The 20,377-nt window shown below is 61.5% G+C and carries 18 protein-coding genes and 1 riboswitch; of the genes, 6 read left to right on the plus strand and 12 right to left on the minus strand.

The window, feature by feature from the left end; translation table 11 throughout:
• Positions 1-59: 59 nt before the first annotated feature.
• From AACY52_RS12735 to AACY52_RS12760, 6 genes are all read right to left on the minus strand, one after another.
• The gene (locus AACY52_RS12735; protein ID WP_339415636.1) at positions 60-1,055 is read right to left on the minus strand and encodes an esterase-like activity of phytase family protein; all 996 of its coding nucleotides are present in this window, start codon (positions 1,053-1,055) and stop codon (positions 60-62) included.
• Complete coding sequence (parE, locus tag AACY52_RS12740; protein ID WP_339427250.1) at positions 1,055-2,959, minus strand: DNA topoisomerase IV subunit B; 1,905 nt, start codon at positions 2,957-2,959, stop codon at positions 1,055-1,057. Before parE ends, AACY52_RS12735 begins: the two co-directional genes overlap by 1 nt.
• 44 nt (positions 2,960-3,003) lie before the next feature.
• Positions 3,004-3,612: a YqiA/YcfP family alpha/beta fold hydrolase gene (locus AACY52_RS12745; RefSeq protein ID WP_339415634.1), complete on the minus strand. Its 609-nt coding sequence runs from the start codon at positions 3,610-3,612 to the stop codon at positions 3,004-3,006.
• 203 nt (positions 3,613-3,815) lie between these two features.
• Positions 3,816-4,631 carry a 3',5'-cyclic-AMP phosphodiesterase gene (gene cpdA / locus AACY52_RS12750; RefSeq protein ID WP_339415633.1) on the minus strand — a complete coding sequence of 272 codons (816 nt, stop codon included), beginning with the start codon at positions 4,629-4,631 and terminating at the stop codon, positions 3,816-3,818.
• 97 nt (positions 4,632-4,728) lie between these two features.
• Positions 4,729-5,178, minus strand: a complete 450-nt coding sequence (locus AACY52_RS12755; protein WP_339415632.1) for a DUF1249 domain-containing protein — start codon at positions 5,176-5,178, stop codon at positions 4,729-4,731.
• Positions 5,169-5,786, minus strand: coding sequence for an NUDIX domain-containing protein (locus tag AACY52_RS12760; RefSeq protein WP_339415631.1), 618 nt, complete (start codon positions 5,784-5,786; stop codon positions 5,169-5,171). The genes AACY52_RS12755 and AACY52_RS12760 overlap by 10 nt, the downstream gene beginning before the upstream one ends.
• Positions 5,787-6,033: 247 nt before the next feature.
• On the opposite strand from AACY52_RS12760, the gene AACY52_RS12765 reads away from it, so the two are divergent.
• Positions 6,034-6,771, plus strand: a complete 738-nt coding sequence (locus tag AACY52_RS12765; RefSeq protein ID WP_339415630.1) for an RsiV family protein — start codon at positions 6,034-6,036, stop codon at positions 6,769-6,771.
• Here AACY52_RS12765 and cytX read toward each other — a convergent pair.
• Together cytX and thiC are read right to left on the minus strand one after the other, a co-directional pair.
• A complete protein-coding gene (cytX, locus tag AACY52_RS12770; RefSeq protein WP_339493306.1) occupies positions 6,740-8,029 on the minus strand; it encodes a putative hydroxymethylpyrimidine transporter CytX in 1,290 nt (429 codons plus the stop codon). The two genes, AACY52_RS12765 and cytX, sit on opposite strands and share 32 nt — an antisense overlap.
• A 154-nt stretch (positions 8,030-8,183) precedes the next feature.
• Complete coding sequence (thiC, locus tag AACY52_RS12775; RefSeq protein ID WP_339415628.1) at positions 8,184-10,088, minus strand: phosphomethylpyrimidine synthase ThiC; 1,905 nt, start codon at positions 10,086-10,088, stop codon at positions 8,184-8,186.
• Between the two features lie 149 nt (positions 10,089-10,237).
• Positions 10,238-10,343: riboswitch (TPP riboswitch) on the minus strand.
• Between the two features lie 207 nt (positions 10,344-10,550).
• On the opposite strand from thiC, the gene AACY52_RS12780 reads away from it, so the two are divergent.
• Entirely contained in the window at positions 10,551-11,990 is a 1,440-nt protein-coding gene (locus AACY52_RS12780) for a TolC family outer membrane protein (protein ID WP_339415627.1), read from the plus strand.
• A 118-nt stretch (positions 11,991-12,108) separates the two neighbouring features.
• Here the strand turns inward: AACY52_RS12780 and waaA are convergent, their stop codons facing one another.
• Positions 12,109-13,386, minus strand: coding sequence for a lipid IV(A) 3-deoxy-D-manno-octulosonic acid transferase (waaA, locus tag AACY52_RS12785; protein ID WP_339427251.1), 1,278 nt, complete (start codon positions 13,384-13,386; stop codon positions 12,109-12,111).
• Positions 13,387-13,409: 23 nt separating this feature from the next.
• Complete coding sequence (locus tag AACY52_RS12790) at positions 13,410-14,300, minus strand: LysR family transcriptional regulator (protein ID WP_065879892.1); 891 nt, start codon at positions 14,298-14,300, stop codon at positions 13,410-13,412.
• Positions 14,301-14,402: 102 nt separating this feature from the next.
• Between AACY52_RS12790 and AACY52_RS12795 the strand changes: the two genes are divergently transcribed.
• The 4 genes from AACY52_RS12795 to AACY52_RS12810 all read left to right on the plus strand — a co-directional run bounded on the left by AACY52_RS12795 (position 14,403) and on the right by AACY52_RS12810 (position 17,860).
• Positions 14,403-14,738, plus strand: a complete 336-nt coding sequence (locus tag AACY52_RS12795) for a multidrug efflux SMR transporter (RefSeq protein ID WP_339415624.1) — start codon at positions 14,403-14,405, stop codon at positions 14,736-14,738.
• A gap of 142 nt (positions 14,739-14,880) precedes the next feature.
• Entirely contained in the window at positions 14,881-16,050 is a 1,170-nt protein-coding gene (locus tag AACY52_RS12800) for an FAD-dependent oxidoreductase (RefSeq protein WP_339415623.1), read from the plus strand.
• Positions 16,047-16,859: an aldo/keto reductase gene (locus tag AACY52_RS12805; protein WP_339415622.1), complete on the plus strand. Its 813-nt coding sequence runs from the start codon at positions 16,047-16,049 to the stop codon at positions 16,857-16,859. Before AACY52_RS12800 ends, AACY52_RS12805 begins: the two co-directional genes overlap by 4 nt.
• A gap of 41 nt (positions 16,860-16,900) precedes the next feature.
• Entirely contained in the window at positions 16,901-17,860 is a 960-nt protein-coding gene (locus AACY52_RS12810; protein ID WP_339415621.1) for a metal ABC transporter ATPase, read from the plus strand.
• Between the two features lie 109 nt (positions 17,861-17,969).
• Here AACY52_RS12810 and AACY52_RS12815 read toward each other — a convergent pair whose 3' ends face one another.
• Positions 17,970-18,896, minus strand: coding sequence for an NAD-dependent epimerase/dehydratase family protein (locus tag AACY52_RS12815; protein WP_339415620.1), 927 nt, complete (start codon positions 18,894-18,896; stop codon positions 17,970-17,972).
• Positions 18,889-20,313 carry a bifunctional D-glycero-beta-D-manno-heptose-7-phosphate kinase/D-glycero-beta-D-manno-heptose 1-phosphate adenylyltransferase HldE gene (gene hldE, locus AACY52_RS12820; protein WP_339415619.1) on the minus strand — a complete coding sequence of 475 codons (1,425 nt, stop codon included), beginning with the start codon at positions 20,311-20,313 and terminating at the stop codon, positions 18,889-18,891. Before hldE ends, AACY52_RS12815 begins: the two co-directional genes overlap by 8 nt.
• Between the last annotated feature and the right edge of the window lie 64 nt (positions 20,314-20,377).

The raw sequence follows: 20,377 nt of genomic DNA on the forward strand, positions 1-20,377 counted from the left end.
TGTCGGGTAAGGCGCAGCGGAACTGCCGCTGCGCCGGGTCAATTCAAAAAAACAGCGTTTCATGGCTGGGCGCTCCAACCACCGGCAGGGGCGGCCAAACGATAGACCACGGGGCGCTTTTCACCATCGGCACGCGGGCCGAAATTGTTGTCGATGCCCAGCCAGGCACCTTCTGCGTCCACCACCAGGGCTTCAGCCAGACCGTAAGGTTGGGGATAACGCCGCTCGGGCGTCAGGGTTTCGTCGGCAAACGACCAGCACCGCTCGACCTTGGCCGTGACCGCATCACGCCGGCAAATCTGGAACGCATTGCGCTCCAGTGTGAACAGCTTGCCGTTGAACAGCGCCAGGTCGGCGAAATCCTTGGACACCGCCTTGGCGTTAGGGAACTGCGCCGGTTGTACTTCCTGGCCGGCCTGGCTCAACAATACACAGGGGCCGTCACAGTCCCATAAGCTTTGCGGACGCTTGATCGAAATCAGGCCGCGCCTTTCACGCTCGGCTGCCAGCCAAATCTGATTGCCCTCGGGATTGATCGCCAACCCCTCGAATAACGCATTAAAGTGCAACAACATGCCGCTGGCTCGCGCTTCACGCACCATGCCCGGCGCGATCTTCAACCACTCAGGCGCGCCCGTCACCGGCACTTGCAGCACCGCCGCATGGGCTTCACTGACAATGTAACGATTACCCACGGCATCGCAGGCAATGCCTTCAAAATCCAGGTCGCCGCCACGAATGAACGAGGCGGCCTTGGTGCGCGAACGCAACCCCCACGGCAACCCGGATTCCGGCACCGGTGGCACGTCGATCTTCACAACCTCGGCTTGCCAGGTCGGTGCGCTGATATCCAGGCGGTAGATCTGGTCGTCATCGCGGTCGGAAACTGTCCACAGCTCGTGACCGCAGATGGCCAGGCCCGACAGGTTACCGCCGCGCATGCCGTCCACTGGGTGTTCGGAGAGAAGCTTGAGCTCTGCAACGGGCGCGGCGACCACCTCGGTGGCCGCCAACCCGCTCAACATCAGGATCGCCAGGGCGAAACCTGTGCGCATCAGCCCAGCACCTCGGCCAGGTTGCCTTTGGATTCCAGCCAGGACTTGCGGTCCGGCGCGCGCTTCTTCGCCAGCAGCATGTCCATCATTTCCGACGTGGCGGCGTAGTCTTCCAAGGTCAACTGCACCAGGCGCCGAGTGTTCGGGTCCATGGTGGTTTCGCGCAGTTGCGGTGGGTTCATTTCACCCAGGCCTTTGAATCGCGTGACCTGCGGCTTGCCGCGCTTCTTCTCGGCCACCAGGCGGTCGAGGATGCCATCGCGCTCGGCTTCGTCCAGGGCGTAGTAAATCTCCTTGCCCAAGTCGATACGGTACAGCGGCGGCATGGCGACGTAGACGTGGCCGGCATCCACCAACGGGCGGAAGTGCTGGACGAACAGCGCGCACAACAACGTGGCGATGTGCAAGCCGTCGGAGTCGGCGTCGGCGAGGATGCAGATCTTGCCGTAGCGCAGCTGGCTCATATCGGCCGCGCCCGGGTCGACACCGATGGCCACGGCGATGTTATGCACTTCCTGGCTGGCCAGGACTTCGCTGCCATCGACTTCCCAGGTATTAAGGATCTTGCCGCGCAACGGCAGGATCGCCTGGAACTCCTTGTCCCGCGCTTGCTTGGCGGAACCACCGGCGGAGTCACCTTCCACCAGGAACAGCTCGGAGCGCATCGGGTCCTGCCCCGCGCAATCGGCCAGCTTGCCCGGCAGTGCCGGGCCCGCCGTGACGCGCTTGCGCTCGACCTTTTTACTGGCCTTGAGACGACGGCCGGCGTTGTTGATCGCCAGTTCCGCCAGGGCCAGGCCCAGCTCAGGGTGCTCGTTGAGCCACAGGCTGAATGCGTCCTTGACCACACCGGAGACAAACGCTGCCGCTTCACGGGATGACAGACGCTCTTTGGTCTGGCCGGAGAATTGCGGCTCCTGCATCTTCATCGACAGTACGAACGCAATGCGCTCCCACACGTCTTCCGGCGCCAGCTTCACGCCGCGTGGCAGCAGGCTGCGGTACTCGCAGAATTCGCGCATGGCATCCAGCAGGCCTTGGCGCAAACCATTGACGTGGGTACCGCCCTGGGCCGTCGGGATCAGGTTGACGTAGCTTTCCTGCACGCTGTCGCCACCTTCCGGCAGCCACAGCAGCGCCCAGTCGACGGCTTCTTTATTACCGGCCAGGCTGCCGCAGAACGGCTCGTTAGGCAGGCGCTCGAAATCGCTGACGGAATCTTCCAAGTAGGAGCGCAGGCCGTCTTCGTAGTGCCACTCGACCTTCTCGCCGGTGCCTTTGTCTTCAAAGGTCACCAGCAGGCCTGGGCACAGAACAGCCTTGGCTTTAAGTACGTGCTTGAGGCGGCTGATGGAAAATTTAGGCGAATCAAAGTATTTCGGGTCCGGCGCGAAGTACACGCTGGTGCCGGTGTTGCGCTTGCCAACGGTGCCGATCACCTGCAGGTCGGTGGCTTTGTAGCCATCGGCGAAGGTCATCTCGTACTCGTTGCCGTCGCGCTTGACCTTGACCCGGACGTGGTTCGACAGGGCGTTGACCACCGAAATACCGACACCGTGCAGACCACCGGAGAACTGGTAGTTCTTGTTGGAGAACTTGCCGCCAGCATGCAGCTTGGTGAGGATCAGCTCGACGCCCGACACGCCTTCTTCAGGGTGAATGTCCACCGGCATGCCGCGACCATCGTCGGACACTTCCAGGGAGTGGTCAGCGTGGAGAATGACGTGCACCGACTTGGCGTGCCCGGCCAAGGCTTCGTCGACGCTGTTGTCGATGACTTCCTGGGCAAGGTGGTTCGGCCGACTGGTGTCGGTGTACATGCCGGGGCGTTTGCGCACCGGGTCGAGGCCCGAGAGGACTTCGATGGCGTCGGCGTTATAAGAGCTAGCGCTGGGAGTGGCCATGGGGTCTCGTCGTGAGTCGTTCGATTAAAAAATGACCTGCGACTTTACAGTGCTGCAAAGTCGAAGGATTGATACTGATCTGCGCCAATCCCGGCAAAGCTCAGCAACGCCGGTAATTGCTGGGCGAACCCCTGGTAACCATGGTCGCCACCGGCCTGGATGCGCAAGGCACAGGCCCGGTAATACTGTTGGGCGAGGCGATAGTCCAGGGTTTCGTCCCCGGTCTGCAACCACACCTGATAACGCGCGGCGTCCTGGGGCGCCGGGACTTCCAGCTCGGCCAGCGCCGTCACGTGGTCGTGGGTCAGTTCCCAGGTTTCGTCGGTGTAGAGGTTCTTTTGGGTGCCCAAATAACCGTCGAACATCCGATGGGGGCTGACCGCAGGGTTCACCAGCAGCGCCTTGAGGCCATGGCGTTCGGCAAGATGGGTGGCATAGTAGCCGCCGAGTGAGCTGCCGACCAGCAGTGGCCGCCCCAGTTCAGCGATAGCGGTTTCCAACTGGGGAATCGCCTGACGGGGATGGTGATGCAGCGCCGGAACCCGCAACTGGCCGGAAAGGCCGATCGCCTCCATCACGGTGATCAACTGGCTGGCCTTGTTGGACGCCGGCGCGCTATTGAAACCGTGGATATAAAGGATCGAAGCGGACATGCCGGGCTCTCCGTGACGTGGCCAAAGAGGCGCAGTTTACAGGGATCGGGGTGGTGTGTGAGTCCCCTATCGTCCAGCCGCTGCAGAACCAATGTGGGAGCGGGCTTGCTCGCGAAGGCGTTGGGTCAGCAAATACAGATGTCGACTGTTACACCGCATTCGCGAGCAAGCCCGCACACATTTTTGATCAGCGTTTACCGCTTTTAATAGCCGTTGCTGCCGTAGTCCACGGTAAATGCAAAATCCTGGACCCGCTCCACCCCCGTTTCCAACCGTCCGTCGGCATGCAAGCGCAACCAGCGATACCCCGGCGCCTGCTCGCTGACCTTGAAATCCTCGCTGCCCGGCGCGAACTGGATGCAAGTGGACGGCGACGCCAACAGCCGCACGCCGTTGCGATCGCGGTCGATCTCCTGGTGCACATGGCCCCAGAGCACCGCCCGTACCTGTGGAAAACGGTCGAGCACGGCAAATAAAGCATCGGGATTGCGCAGGCCAATGGGCTCCATCCAGGCGCAACCGATAGGCACCGGATGATGGTGAAAGCACACCAGATGATGCCGATTCGGCGCTTCGCTCAGGGCCTGGGCGAGCAATTGCAGTTGCTGGTCTTGCAGATAGCCCGGTACCGAACCGGGTACCGCCGAGTCCAGCAAGGTGACGCGCCAGTTACCGATATCGACCACCGGCTCCAGCAAGTCGCTGTGCATGGCGGCGTCGGCCATGATCTGCGGCTCGTCGTGATTACCGGGAATCCAGCGGGCCGGGGCACCGATGGGCGCGGTCATGGCGCGAAATTGCTGGTACGACTGCAATGTGCCGTCCTGGGACAAATCCCCCGTGGCCAACACCAAATCAATCCGGGGCTGCTGCGTTTGCACCAGCTCGATCACCCGTTGCAGGCTTTCACGGGTATTCATGCCCAGCAGCGTGCCATCGGCCTCGGCAAACAAATGGCTGTCGGACAGTTGCACCAGCAAGGCTGGCGCATCAGGACTCACAGTGGATACGCTCGGCAAGGCGCTCTCCCAAGGCAATCACAGGAATGGACGTTTGGCGTGATTATGCTGGGGCAGGACACAAAGAGGAAACCCATGAAGCGGACGCAGTTCACATCTACCGCACAGCTTCGAACTCATGGCCCAGGGCCAGGCAGTGGCTCAACCATTCACCGAGGAACACATTGAGTTGTGCTTTCTCATCGGGCTGGTGCATGAACACGTTGGGGTAAGGATAGATGCTGCGAAAGCGTCGCGCATGTTCGGCGCTGATCACTTCAGCCATGCGCGCATCATGGTAGACCTGCACTTCCAGTTGCGGCACCGGCAGCCATGGCAGGCTGTGTTCCTGGCGCACGCGCAGGGTGGTGGTGTACGGGCAGTTGACGATGACGTCCAGGGCCAGCACGCCAAGCATCTGGTCGCCATGGGTCACACCGATGCGCCGAGCCGCAGGGGCATGGCGCATGTCGGGGAGCAAGCGCATCAGCCGCGCATAGTTGGCCTCGCAGGCGGCTTGCAGCCCGATCAGGTCGACTCGATAACGTTCCCGTGCCTTTACTGCCATAACCCCCTCACTTCCGCGCGATTAAGCGCAAGCCATTGCAGGGCGATGATGCTGGCTGCGTTGGAAATTTTGCCGTCACGCACCGCTTGCAGGGCATCTTCGAAAGCCCATACGGTGACGCGGATATCTTCAGCTTCTTCTTCCAATCCATGGACGCCACCTACACCGGTGCTGTCGCAACGGCCCAGGTACAAGTGCACATATTCAGTACTGCCGCCGGGCGAAGGGAAATATTGGGTGATCGGCCACAACGCAGAGAACGTCAGCCCAGCTTCCTCTTCGGCTTCGCGGTGTGCAACCTCCTCCGGTTGCTCGTCCTTGTCGATCAGGCCGGCGACCATTTCGATCAGCCAGGGGTTGCCGGTACGGCCCATGGCGCCGACGCGAAACTGTTCGTTCAACACTACTTCATCGCGCTGCGGGTCGTAGGGCAATACGCACACGGCATCATGACGCACAAAGACCTCGCGATTGATCACTCGGCTCATGCCACCATCAAATTTCTCGTGACGCAGCTGCAGGCGGTCGAGCTGGTAGAAGCCCTTGAAAGCATTGTCGCGCTGAACAATTTCAATCTTGCTCGGCGTCGATTTCGCAATGTCCGTCATATCCTTCCTCGTTAGCCTGTGCAATTCGCGCCATCCTAACGCGCTCACGCTGGTTGGTGCAGCCCCTTTCCAGTTGCCGGGATAGACGGCGAGCGTCAAACTCAGGGGGGCGCTCTCAATTAGTTTCCCCGTCGCGGCGGGAAAACTAATTGAGAACGCCCCCTGATCAGCTTAGTGGCGAACTGACTGCCTTGCCGGTAGTCGAAGCTCCACAAATTTCGCTCTTATCGTTAGACGAAGGACATCCATGTCGCTTTTAAAAATCGCCTCCGTGGCCTGCATCGCATTGACCCTGGGTGCCTGCCAAAGCCTGTTCCAACCGAGCTTTAGCACCCCGCTGGAATCCACCCGCGACGCCACCGAGCAGAGCAAGCCGGGCTGCGCCAGCACCGATTGCCCGCTGGTGAATATCGACACCGTGCACTTTGCCAAGGAACCCAAGCTGGACGCTTTGATTGAACAGCGCCTGCTGGAAATGACCCAAACCGACCCGCTGCCGACGAGCCTTGCGACGTACAGCGAGCAGTTCCTGCGCACCGCTGCACCGCGCAATAGCATGTATTTGCAGGCCAAGGTACGGGAGCAGCATGACGGTCTGGTGATCATCGAGCTGTCCAGCTACCTGGACCAGGGTGCTACCCACGGCGAACCAGGCCGTGCGTTCATCAACTATTCGCGCCAGCAGCAAAAGGCGCTGACCCTGACCGACATGCTGTTGCCGGGCAAGGAGGACGCGTTCTGGAAAGCGGCCCAGGTGGCTCACAACAGCTGGCTGATCAGCACCCGCCTGAGCCTGGAGCCGGAGTTTGTGAAAACCTACCCCTTCCAGAAAACCCCGAACGTGGCGCTGACCTATGGTGGCGTGATCCTCAAGTACCCGACCACCACGATCGCCCCCTATGCCCTGGGCCATGTCGAGCTGCAGATCCCCTACTCGCGCCTGGACGGCATCCTCAGGCCTGAACTGGTGCCCGCACGCCGCTGAAGATCCGACTCAGGATCAACTGCAACAGCCCTGCCAGCACCAGTGCCGGCAGGGTCGCGCCGATGTCCGGATACAGATCGGCCAGCAGGTGGTAAGTCGCGATGCCACCCAGCCAAGCCAATAACGCCGGCCAGCGCAGGTTGGCGATTGCGCCCTGGCCACGACGGCGCAGGATGAAGTGATCCACCAGCACCACGCCAAACAGCGGCGCAAACACCGAGCCGATCAATAGCAGGAAATTCTGGTACTGAGCCAACGGTGCAAAGCAGGCGATCAGGGTGCAGATGACGCCAATGGCCAATGCCAGGTGCTCGACCTTCAAGCGCAACAATATCCCGCTGGAGACTGCCGCCGAGTGAATATCGGCAAAGGCGTTTTCCGACTCATCCAACAGAATCAATAAAAGCGGAATGCCCAGGCCCGCCCCGGCCAAGGCCAGCAATAGCGCATTCACTTCACCGCTCGGCGCAAATGCCAGGGTGTACGCCACGCCCAGGCTCATCAGCCATAAATTACCGATAAAGAATCCAAGCGCAGTGCCGCCGAACACGCTTTTTGCGCGTTTGCCGAAGCGTGAGTAATCGGCGATCAGCGGCAGCCACGAGAGTGGCATGGCGATGGCGATATCGAAGCCCACGGCAAACGGCATCGAGCCGTCTCCAGCCTGGGCCCAGAGTGCAGCGAGGTCGGCTTTGGCGAACAGGTTCCAGGTGAGCCACACGCAGGCGGCAAGCAACAGCCAAATGCCCCATTTGCGCAGGATTTGCCGCACAAAAGTCAGTGGGCCGCTGACGGCCAGCAGGGTCGCCAAGCCGCCGAAAAACAGCGTCCATAACAAAGGACTGGCTAGCAGGCTGCCGTCACTGAACGCCCGCGCGCCCAACAGGCTGGCAGCGTCGCGCATCACAATGATTTCAAACGAGCCCCAGCCGATCAGTTGCAGCAGGTTGAGCAGCGCCGGTAGGCTCGCGCCTTTGGTGCCGAGGCTGAGCTTGAGGGCGGCCATGGCGGACAGGCCGGTGTCACTGCCGATCACGCCGACGGCGGCCAGCAACAGCACACCGACCAAAGTGCCAAGGAGGATCGCCACCAAAGAGCCCGACAAGCCCAGGCCAGGCGCGAGCAATGCGCCGGTTTGCAGGACCATCAGGCCGATGCCGAGGGAGAACCAGAGGGAAAAGAGGTCGCGGGCGCCGAAGACGCGCTTGTCAGCGGGGACTGCGATGTCCGGGGAGTAGGTGCTGGGTTGAATGCTCAAGGGGGTTATCTCTGAGGGACACGTTGTTGTTTGGGAGATCGCTATCGCGGGCAAGTCGAATCGTCGCACCGCCGCTCCCACACTGGAATGCATTCCAAATGTGGGAGCCGGTCTTGCCCGCGATGGCGGCGGCACAGTCACCGCCGCCTCTGGATCAGACCTTCTTGTACAACTGACTGCCTTCCTGCTTGAACCGCTCCGCCTGCTCCGCCAACCCCTTGGCTACATCGACATCCACCGCTTCAATGCGCTGGTTGGCCGCGTACTCACGCACTTCCTGAGTGATTTTCATCGAGCAGAACTTCGGCCCGCACATCGAGCAGAAATGCGCGACCTTGGCCGAGTCCTTCGGCAGGGTTTCATCGTGATACGAACGCGCGGTGTCCGGGTCCAGGCCGAGGTTGAACTGGTCTTCCCAGCGGAACTCGAAGCGCGCCTTGCTCAAGGCGTTATCGCGGATCTGCGCACCTGGATGGCCTTTGGCGAGGTCAGCCGCGTGCGCAGCGATCTTGTAGGTGATGATCCCGGTCTTCACGTCATCCTTGTTTGGCAACCCCAGGTGCTCCTTGGGCGTGACGTAGCAGAGCATCGCGCAACCGAACCAACCGATCATCGCCGCACCGATGCCGGAGGTGATGTGGTCGTAACCCGGCGCGATGTCAGTGGTCAGCGGGCCAAGGGTGTAGAACGGCGCCTCGTCGCAGCACTCGAGCTGCTTGTCCATGTTTTCCTTGATCAACTGCATCGGCACATGGCCAGGGCCTTCGATCATGGTCTGCACGTCGTGCTTCCAGGCGGTCTTGGTCAGTTCGCCAAGGGTTTCCAGCTCGCCGAATTGCGCGGCGTCGTTGGCGTCGGCAATCGAACCGGGACGCAGGCCATCGCCAAGGGAGAAGCTGACGTCATAGGCCTTCATGATTTCGCAGATTTCGTCGAAATGCGTGTAGGTGAAGTTTTCTTTGTGGTGCGCCAGGCACCACTTGGCCATGATCGAGCCGCCACGGGACACAATGCCGGTGACGCGTTTGGCGGTCAGCGGCACGTAGCGCAGCAACACGCCGGCGTGGATGGTGAAGTAATCGACGCCCTGCTCGGCCTGCTCGATCAGGGTGTCGCGGAACAGCTCCCAGGTCAGGTCTTCGGCGGCGCCGCCGACTTTTTCCAGGGCCTGGTAAATCGGCACGGTGCCGATCGGCACCGGCGAGTTGCGGATGATCCACTCGCGGGTTTCGTGGATGTGCTTGCCGGTGGACAGGTCCATCACGGTGTCCGAGCCCCAGCGAATGCCCCAGGTCAGTTTCGCCACTTCTTCTTCGATGGACGAACCCAGGGCGCTGTTGCCGATGTTGCCGTTGATCTTCACCAGGAAGTTACGACCGATAATCATCGGTTCCAGCTCGGTGTGGTTGATGTTGGCCGGGATAATTGCACGGCCACGGGCGATCTCTTCACGCACGAATTCGGGGGTGATGATCTTCGGCACGCTGGCGCCAAAGCTGTAGCCGGCGTGTTGCTGGTCGAGAAGGCCACTGGCGCGGGCTTCTTCAAGCTTCATGTTTTCGCGGATGGCGACGTATTCCATCTCAGCGGTGATGATGCCTTTGCGCGCGTAGTGCATCTGCGTGACGTTGGCGCCGGCCTTGGCGCGGCGCGGGTTCTTCACGTGGGCGAAGCGCAGCGCGGTCAACTCGGCATCGCTGAGGCGCTGTTGGCCGAAGTGCGAGCTCAGGCCGGGCAGGCGCTCGGTGTCGCCACGCACTTCGATCCACGGCGAACGTACATCGCCCAGGCCTTTGCGCACATCAATGATCACGTTAGGGTCGGTGTAGGGGCCGGAGGTGTCGTAGACGACGACGGGCGCGTTGATTTCACCGCCGAAATCGGTGGGGGTCACGTCCAGGCTGACTTCGCGCATCGGCACGCGGATGTCCGGGCGAGTGCCCTGCACGTAAATTTTTTGCGAGCGGGTAAAAGGTTGCACGGAGCCTGAGTCAACCTTGGCCGATTCACTCAGGTGCACGGTGTTTTTCAGTTTTGTACTTTTTTGTTCTGTGCTCATCACGGGCTCTCCAACTTATCCAGGCGGTGGATTTTTGTCGGAGCGAACCTGTGACGGATGGACGCACTGAAACCAGTGCTGTGCTTGGCGCACGAGGGCTGTTCGATTGTCGAACAACATCCCGGACGAAGCACAAGAGGACTCGCCGGGTGACGAGAAATCTTGTTCCCTACGCAGGCGCTAACCTGATCAGGTTCAACGGGATCCGGTATTTACCGATCTCAGCCTTCCAACAAGGCACCCCGACAAGAACGCGTCCAGTCTAGACCATGCCGTGGGCAAATTGCCAACACCCGAGCATTCAGCGTGATGAATGGCTCTTTTGCAGATTGTTGTGTGGTGAACACGCCACTACACTCGGGAACTGCTCAAGCCCTTGACGCCAGGAATCGGCCGTCTCAGCCTTGAGCGCAAATTACAGCCGTAATATTCAACTCATTATTTTCAACAAAGGATCGCCTCATGCTGCGCAAACTTTCACTGGCGCTTGCCGTGTCTTGTGCGACCAACGGAATGGTCTGGGCAGCAGAAGCGCCCTTGTCTGCCAGAACTGACCTGGTCAGCGTCTACCAGGAAGCGGTGGACAACAACGCCGACCTGGCCGCCGCCCGCGCCCAATACGGCGCGCAAAAAGAGGTGGTGCCCCAGGCACGCGCCGGGCTGCTGCCGAACCTGACCGGTGGTGCCGATATCAATAACGTGCGCACCCAGATCGACACGCCCGCCGCCACCGCCAACCGCGATGCTCACTCCTGGCGCGCAACGTTGAGCCAGCCGCTGTTCCGTGCTGATCGCTGGTTCCAGTTGCAGGCTGCCGAGGCCACCAACGAACAGGCGGCGCTGCAACTGTCGGCCACCGAACAGAACCTGATCCTGCAAAGCGCCGAAAACTACTTCGCCGTGCTGCGCGCCCAGGACAACCTGGCGTCGACCAAAGCCGAAGAAAATGCGTTCAAGCGTCAGTTGGACCAATCCAACGAGCGCTTCGACGTGGGCCTGTCGGACAAGACCGACGTGCTGCAATCCCAGGCCAGCTACGACACCGCCCGCGCCAACCGGATCCTGGCCCAGCGCCAGGTGGAAGACGCGTTTGAAGCGCTGATCACCCTGACCAACCGTCAATACAACTCAATCCAGGGCATTGTCCACACGCTGCCGGTGCTGCCACCGCTGCCGAATGACGCCAAGGCGTGGGTGGAAACCGCCGGCCGCCAGAACCTGAACCTGCTCGCCAGCAACTACGCCGTTACCGCCGCTGAAGAAACCCTCAAGCAGCGTAAGGCAGGGCATGCCCCGACGCTCGATGCTGTTGCGCAATATCAGAAAGGCGATAACGACGCCCTCGGTTTCAGCAACCCGAATGCCTTCGGCACGCCGTATCGGGGTGATGTGGAGCAACGCACCATCGGCCTGCGCCTGAGCATCCCGATCTACAGCGGCGGCCTGACCAGCTCGCAGGTGCGTGAATCCTACTCGCGCCTGGGCCAGACCGAGCAGCAACGCGAAGGCCTGCGCCGCCAGGTGGTGGAAAACACCCGCAATCTGCACCGTGCGGTAAACACCGATGTGGAACAAGTACAGGCGCGCCGCCAGTCGATCATCTCCAACCAGAGCGCGGTGGAAGCCACGGAAATCGGCTATCAGGTGGGTACGCGCAACATCGTCGACGTGCTGGAATCACAGCGCCAGCTCTACGCCTCGGTGCGCAACTACAACAACAGCCGCTACGACTACATTCTCGACAACCTGCGTTTGAAGCAGGCAGCGGGCACCTTGAACCCAGGGGATCTGCAGGACCTGGCGCGCTACCTCAAGGTTGACTACAACCCGGATAAAGACTTCCTGCCACCAGACCTGGCCAAGGCCGCAGCCGAACAGCTCAAGGCCCGCCCGAATAATTAAGCACACCGCATGACCCCTGTGTGAGCTGGCTTGCCTGCGATGCAGACGCCTCGGTACTTCTGGTACACCGAGGCGATGCTATCGCAGCCAAGCCAGCGCCCACGTTTGATTGGTGTTGTCAGCGCGCAAGCAGTTTGTCCAAACCATCCAGCAAACGCTTGAGCGCGCCCTGATTGGCCTGCATCACCTTAAGGCCAGCCTGGGCCATCTTGCGTGCATCCTGCGGTAGCTCGAACAGCTGGCGCACGGCTTCGGCCAGTCCTTGGGCATCATCCACCTCTAGCAACGCCCCGGCTTCCCGCATCATCGCGGTGATTTCGAGGAAGTTGAACACGTGCGGCCCCATGATCACGGGTTTGGCCAACGCTGCCGGCTCCAAAGGGTTGTGCCCACCGGTCGCCACCAGGCTGCCGCCAACAAACGCGCTGTCGGCCAACGCATAGAGAAACAGCAGCTCACCCATGGTATCGCCGAGCAAGACTGACGTTTGCGCGGTAACCGGTTCGCCGCTGGAACGGCGCACGGTAGCAAAGCCTTGCTGCTCGCACAGTTCAAACATCGGACCGAAGCGTTCCTGATGGCGCGGCACCAGAATCAGCAACGCGTTGGGATAGCTGTCGAGCAGCTGGCGATGGGCAGCCAGCACCACGTCATCTTCACCTTCGTGGGTGCTGGCGGCGATCCACACCGGACGCTCGCTGGCGCCCCATTGTCCGCGCAACGCAGCAGCTCGCACCGGCAACTGGGGGTCGATGGTCAGGTCGAATTTGATCGAGCCGGTGACGTCGACGGTTTCCGGACGAGCCCCCAGGCTAAGGAAACGCTGGGCTTCGGTTTGCGTCTGCACGGCGAACAGGCTCAGCTCAGACAGCATCGGCGCCGTCAGCTTGGCGAAGCGCCCGTAACCCTTGGCCGAACGCGCCGACAATCGCGCGTTCGCCAACGCCACCGGGATCCCGCGCTGGGCGCAAGCGTGGATATGGTTGGGCCACAACTCGGTTTCCATGATCACCGCGAGTTTCGGCTGCACACGATCAAGAAAACGCTTGGCCGCGTACGGCAAGTCATACGGCAAGTAGCAGTGCTGAATGCGCGGCTCGTTGGCGAACAGCGCCTGGAGGCGCTCGGAACCGGTGGGCGTCATGCAGGTGACGGTGATTGGCAGCTCTGGATAACGCGCAAGCAACCCCCGAACCATCGGCGCAGCAGCGATGCTTTCGCCCACCGACACCGCATGCACCCAGATCCCGCCCGGTTGCATCACCGGCAAGCCATAGGAAAAGCGCTCGCCGACGCGCTTGGCATAGGCCGGCGCCTTGCGCGCACGCAACCAAAGACGTAAAGCCACCAACGGCAGCGCCAGGTAAAACAGACAGCTGTAGAGAGTTCTATTCATGGCGCAGGAGTTTATCGGCTTTTTCAGTCGATCGCCTGCAAGCACTCAGCAAAACGTTTGGCCAGGAAGCGCGCGGCGGGCCCCAAGTGCTCGTCGCGGCGCCACACCAATTCCACCACCAGGGCCGGCGGCGTCCATTCGCTGTCCAATTCGACCATTTGTTGCTGATAAGTCGGGTACTGCACGATATGCCGGGGCAGCCAAGCCCAGCCCAGGCCACTCATCAGCCATTCGGCCAGCACGTAGAAGCTGTCGGCGCGCCACACCAGCGGGCTGGCGGCTTCACTGCCGGGGTAAACGCTGGTCTGGGTCGACATCAGCAGTTGGCGAAATTGCGCCAGGCGCTGGCAATCCACGTACTTTTCCTTGGCCAGCGGGTGATTGACACCGCATACCGTGACCATCTCCACACTGCCGACTACTCGCCGCTCGAGTGCTTCGGGGATCTGGTCGTGATAGAACAACAGGCCCAGGTCCGCCTTGCGCTCCACCAACTTGCGCGCGACATCACCCTGGGCGGCGCTGGACAGTTGCACTTCCAGCAGCGGGTACTGCCCCGCCAGCGCCTCAAGGCTATCGAGGACCGGCTGGAACAACATGGCTTCATCCTGAGCCAGGCGCAAGCAAGCCTCCTCGCCGCGCGTCAATGACAGCGCCCGGCCATTGAGCCGCTCGCATTGGCGCAGCACTTCGCGTGCTTCTTCCAGCAACACGCTGCCGGCTTCAGTCAGCCGCGGTTGGCGGCCACTGCTGCGCTCGAACAGGCTCACGCCCAGGTCCGCCTCCAGCATGGCAATCGCGTTGCTGACTGCCGATTGGGCCTTGCGCTGCTCACGCGCCACCGCCGAAAACGAACGCTGCTCGGCGACGCTGACAAATAGGCGCATCTGCTCCAGATCCCACTGCACGCTCATGGCTCAACCCATCTCTAATTCGGATAGGTAATGACTTTACCCCATCTGATAAAACTCTAAAATGCCAGCCTTATCTGATTGCTTTACCCCGAGGATTGACCCATGAACGCCGCCTACTATTACTTGGCAATCGCCATTTGCTCGGAAGTGATCGCCACCGTTTCGATGAAGGCCATCAAGGGCTGGAGCACGCCAATTCCCCTGCTGCTGGTGATCGTCGGTTACGGCGTGGCATTCTGGATGCTGACGTTGGTGGTGCGCACGGTACCGGTCGGCGTGGCCTACGCCGTGTGGGCCGGGATGGGCATTGTGATGGTGAGCATCGCGGCGCTGTTTATTTATGGGCAGAAGCTGGATATCCCGGCGGTGCTGGGAATGGGCCTGATTGTGCTTGGGGTTGTGGTGATACAACTCTTTTCGAAAACAGCAGGGCATTGAGGCGATAGCCAGCGGCAAGTTTCAAGCTACAAGCGGCAAGAAAAAGCAACGCGGTTCGCTTCTAACTTGCCGCTTGCAGCTGATAACTACCAGCTGCGCGCTATACTAGCGCTCCTTTTTCTACGCCAGAGGTCCCGCGCGCATGCCTATTTCCACCGACGTTCTGATTGTCGGCGCCGGGGTTGCCGGCCTCTGGCTGAATGCGCGCCTGCGCCGCCAGGGCTTTTCCACGGTGGTCGTGGAAAGCGCCACCCTGGGTGGCGGGCAAAGCGTGAAGTCCCAGGGGATCATTCACGGGGGTGCGAAATACGCCCTGCACGGTGCCCTTACCGGCGCTTCTGAAGCGATTGCCGATATGCCGCGCCGCTGGCGTGAAGCGCTGGCAGGTAAGGGTGAGCTGGATTTGTCCGGCGTACGCTTGCTGTCCGAGGCCCATTACCTCTGGTCCCCCGGCACGCTCGCTGGCAACCTCACCAGTTTCTTCGCCAGCAAGGCCGTGCGCGGCCGTGTCGACCAGGTCAAGGGCGATGACCTGCCACCCGCCCTGCAAGACCGCCGCTTCAAAGGCAAGGTCTATCGCTTGGCCGAACTGGTAGTGGATGTACCGAGCCTGATCGAACGCCTGGCACAACTGGCCGGCGACGGGTTGCTCGCCGGGCAACAGATTGAACCGTTGCTGGAGGGCGACGCGCTGGTGGGTTTGAAGGTCGACGGTCGCGACATTCGCGCCCAACGCATCGTGTTGAGCGCCGGCGCCGGCACGGCAGATGTGCTGACCGCGCTGGGCATCAGCCAGCCCGCCATGCAAAAACGTCCATTGCACATGATCATCGCCAAAGGGCCCGGCCTGAAGCCGTTGTACGCCCACTGCCTCGGCGGCGGCACCAAGCCACGCATCACCGTCACCACTCACCCGGCGGCTGATGGCAATTGGGTGTGGTACATGGGCGGCGACATTGCCGAAGCCGATGGCGTGGCGCGCACCCCACAAGAACAGATCGCCACCGCGCAGAAAGAGCTTGCTCAGCTGTTGCCATGGATCGACATGAGCCAGACCCAGTGGACCACCCTGCGCGTCGACCGTGCCGAACCATTGCAATCAGGCTTATCCCGCCCCGACAACGCCTTCATCGCCGAGCAAGGCCGGCTACTAGTGGGCTGGCCGACCAAGCTGGCGTTGGCGCCTGACTTCGCTGACCGGGTGATCGACAGCCTGGCGCGTGATGGCATCCGCCCAAGCGCCAGCGAGCCACTGCCCGCGCTGCCAAAACCCGCCATCGGCGTACCTGCCTGGGAGCAACTGTTGCCATGAGCCTGCCAACCCTGCACGACCTGCATCGCCCCTTGGGCAGCACCGGCCTGCTGGTCTCGCCGCTGGGCCTGGGCACCGTCAAGCTGGGTCGCGATCAAGGGGTGAAATACCCCAGCGGTTTCCAGATTCCCGGTGACGACGAGGCCCGTATGCTGTTGCGTCAGGCCCGTGAACTGGGCATCAACCTGATCGATACCGCACCGGCTTATGGCATGAGTGAAGAACGCCTGGGGCCGCTGCTGCGGGATCAGCGCAAGGACTGGGTGATTGTCAGCAAGGTCGGTGAAGAGTTCGAGAATGGCGCGTCCAGCCACGACTTCAGCGCGGTTCATACGCGGATGTCGATTGAACGCAGCCTGAAACGCCTTGAAACTGATTTTATCGACCTTGTGCTGGTGCATTCCGACGGTAATGACCTGCATATCCTCAACGACTGTGAGGTCTACCAGACCCTGGCCGATCTGAAAAAGGAAGGCAAGATTCGCGGTTTCGGGTTTTCCGGCAAAACCGCCGAAGGCGGTGTGAAGGCTCTGGAACAGGGCGATTGCGCAATGATCACCTACAACTTGAACGAACAGGCCGAGAAAGCCGTCATTGAGTATGCGGCGGCACACGGCAAGGGCATCCTGGTGAAAAAGGCCCTGGCCAGTGGTCACGTATGCCTTGCGCCTGGAGTGGATCCAATTCGCGCCAGTTTCACGTTGTTGTTTGCGCAAACCGGCGTCGCCAGTGCTATTGTCGGGACCATTAATCCGCTGCACCTGGCCCATAACGTGGCGACCGCTGCCCAAGTCATTCGTCAACTCTGATGCCGCCGACGCGGCCGACCCCGTCGCAAGAAGGAGCCGACATGGCGCGTACGCTCATAAGAAAAAACCCCAGCAACTTCAAAACACTGCCGCTGCACGTCGAAGCCACCCCCGAAGGCCTGAGCTACCAGAGCGTCGGCATGCCGCTCAACTTTGCCCAGACCCTGCAGCGGCGCAAGCCGGTGGAGGTGGCAGACCCCGAGCGCTTCGCGCTCGAACTGGCCAACCTGGGGGTTTCGGTACGCCTGACCCTGCATTGGCAGAACCGCGATTACTGGGTGCTGGTACGCCAACGCCGGCAGGACCGTGGCGATGTGGTGCTCAAGCTGATTTCCGGCTACGTGCCCGCCCATGAACTGAACCTGCCGCTGCACACTGCCATCCAGGAAATTGCCGAAGAGTGCCTGCTGGAAACGCCGGAAGGTTGGCTCAGCGGGCGCTTCAATGACACCTGGCTGCCCGCGCCCTACTCGGCCGCGCTGCATTACCGCGAAGCGCTGCCGTTTCGCCTGAGCCCCTTGTCCGGCGCTGCCCGCCCGGTGCGTTGTGCCACAACCCAGTTGATCGAACGCCCGCGTGCCTACGTGCACTTGCCCACCGCATCGCTGCAATTGATTTACGACCTGCGCCTGGAAGTGCCCAAGGAAGCCAAATCCCTGAGCCTGTTCCATGTGGACGAGCGCCTGGAAGGTGATCAACTGGTCGCGCGCCTGGACCGCAAGCGGCCGGACCTGTACCTGATGCCACTCAAAGACGGCCAACCCTTGGCCGAGCTGTACACCGTCAAGAAGGACCAGCTGTATCCAGCGAGCACCCGGGGTTTGTACCTCGCAGAAAGCTTCGCCCAACAGGAAGGCTGGGTGGTGCGTGAGGAGCGGATTCGCTGGAAGGATTGGCTGCGCCAGCAAGGGCTCGCGGTGCCGGAGAAAGAATCGAAATTGAAGCGCTTGGCAAAGCGGGTGCTGCGCAAAATCGTGCCGAAGAAAAAAGCCAAGGCTTAACACGAAACAAATGTGGAAGCGGGCTTGCCTGCGATACACACACCTCGGTGCATCAGGTAGACCGAGCTGATGCCATCGCAGGCAAGCCAGCTCCCACAATTGATTGCGTTCAGCCTTTGAGCAAGCGCTCCAGGCCGACCTTCAACGGCGTAGGCTCCGGCAGTGTGAAGCTCGCCAACAACCGCTGATTGTTCGCCCGCGAATGCCGGATATCCCCGGAACGCGCCGGCCCGTAAGTCACCGCCGGCAACTTGCCGACTATTTCTTCCAGGGCTTGCAGCACTTGGCTGAGGGTGGTGGTGCGGTTCCAGCCCACGTTGATTGCGCCCAAAGGTGCGGCGGGCGCTTCTACGGCCTGGACCAATACGTCCACCAGGTCTTCCACGTACATGAAGTCACGGGTTTGCTCGCCGTCGCCAAACACGGCAATCGGCACGCCTTGCTGTACGCGCTCGCTGAAGATACTGATCACGCCCGAATACGGCGATGACGGATCCTGGCGCGGCCCGAAGATATTAAAGAAGCGCAAGACCACCGGCTCCAGGCCATGCTGGCGGCGGTAGAAGTCGAGGTAATACTCACCGGCCAATTTGTCGGACGCATAAGGCGTCAACGGCGCCTTGGTGGTTTCTTCGTCAATCGACGCGCCCTCGCCATTGTTGCCGTAGACGGCAGCGCTGGAGGCATACACCACACGCTTGACGCCAGCCTTGCGCATGGCTTCGCAGACATTCAAGGTGCCGACGAAGTTGCTCTGGTGCGTGCTGACCGGATCATCCACCGATGCCTGCACCGAGGCCACCGCCGCCAGGTGCACCACCGCTGCCGCGCCGACAGCGGCACGCGCCACCAGCTCGGCATCGGCCACATTACCTTCAAGCAGTTCGACGCGCGGATCGTCCAACGGCAGGTTGCTGCGCTTGCCGGTGGAGAGGTTATCCAGCACCCGCACGCTGTAGCCTTTAGCGAGCAGCCCATCGACAAGGTGCGAGCCGATAAAGCCTGCACCACCGGTGATCAGTACCCGCTTACTCATTGTTGCGTATCTTCTCGACGATAGCCGTAGTCGAGCTGTTCTCAACCAGGCCCAGCACTTTGACCGTGCCGCCGTAGGCGCTGACAATATCCGCCCCCACGACCTGGTCGACGGAGTAGTCGCCCCCCTTGACCAACACGTCCGGCTTGACCTGGGCCAGCAGGTTTTCAGGGGTCGCTTCAGGGAAGCTGATCACCCAGTCCACCGCGCCCAAGCCTGCCAGCACCGCCATGCGACGGTCGACACTGTTGATCGGGCGGCCAGGGCCTTTGAGGCGGCTGACCGACGCGTCGTCGTTGACCGCGACGATCAGGCGATCGCCTTGGGCGCTCGCCTGCTCAAGGTACGTCACATGACCAGCGTGCAGGATGTCGAAGCAGCCGTTGGTGAACACAATGCTTTCGCCGTGGGCACGGGCATCGTCGATCGCCAGCAGCAATTGCTCAATCGTCAGCACACCGCGTTCCGAGCCTTCGGAGCGCTGGATCGCGCGACGCAATTCCGGTGCACTGATGGCTGCCGTACCCAACTTGCCGACCACGATGCCCGCTGCCAGGTTGGCCAGGGCCACCGCATGGGGCAGCTCTTCACCGGCCGCAATCGAGGCGGCCAGGGTGGAAATCACTGTATCGCCGGCGCCGGTGACGTCGAACACTTCACGCGCTCGCGCCGGAAGGTGCATCGCCGGGTGGCCCGGACGCAGCAAGGTCATGCCGTGCTCGCCACGGGTGACCAGCAAGGCGCCCAGGTCGAGGTCGGCCATCAGCGCTGCGCCCTTGGTCACTAGGTCGTGCTCGTCGGCGCAACCACCGACGATGGCTTCGAACTCGCTGAGATTCGGCGTGATCAGGCTGGCTCCACGATAAATCGAAAAGTCCTTGCCCTTCGGATCGGCCAGCACCGGGATGCCTTTGGCCTTGGCGGCCTGGATCAATACCTGGTGATTCTTCAAGGCGCCTTTGCCGTAGTCCGACAACACCAGCACCTTGATGCCTTCGAGCAGCTCGTCAACCTGGCCACTGAGGGCCAGGGCGTCGGTGGTGAAGGGTTCTTCGAAATCAATACGCAGCAATTGCTGGTGACGGCTCATGACCCGCAGCTTGACGATGGTCGGCTGATGGGCAATGCGCTGGAACAGCGCGCGCACGCCAGCACCGCGCAGGCTGTTGGCCAGGCTGTCGGCGGCTTCATCGTCACCGGTCACACCCACCAGGGAGGCCGGGGCGCCGAGGGCGGCAATATTGAGGGCAACGTTGGCAGCGCCGCCTGGGCGGTCTTCGATTTGCTCGACCTTGACTACCGGTACCGGCGCCTCAGGGGAAATCCGTGAGGTACCGCCATGCCAGTAACGGTCGAGCATGACATCGCCGACCACCAAGACAGGGGCTTGATCGAATCGCGGCATGGACAACTTCATGGAGCAACCCACATACAAAATGAACAGGGGCGCGATATTAGCACAGGGTGAGCGCCGCCTAGTT

This window comes from Pseudomonas sp. EA_65y_Pfl1_P113 (assembly GCF_963970525.1).
GTDB classification, from domain to species: Bacteria; Pseudomonadota; Gammaproteobacteria; order Pseudomonadales; family Pseudomonadaceae; genus Aquipseudomonas; species Aquipseudomonas tritici.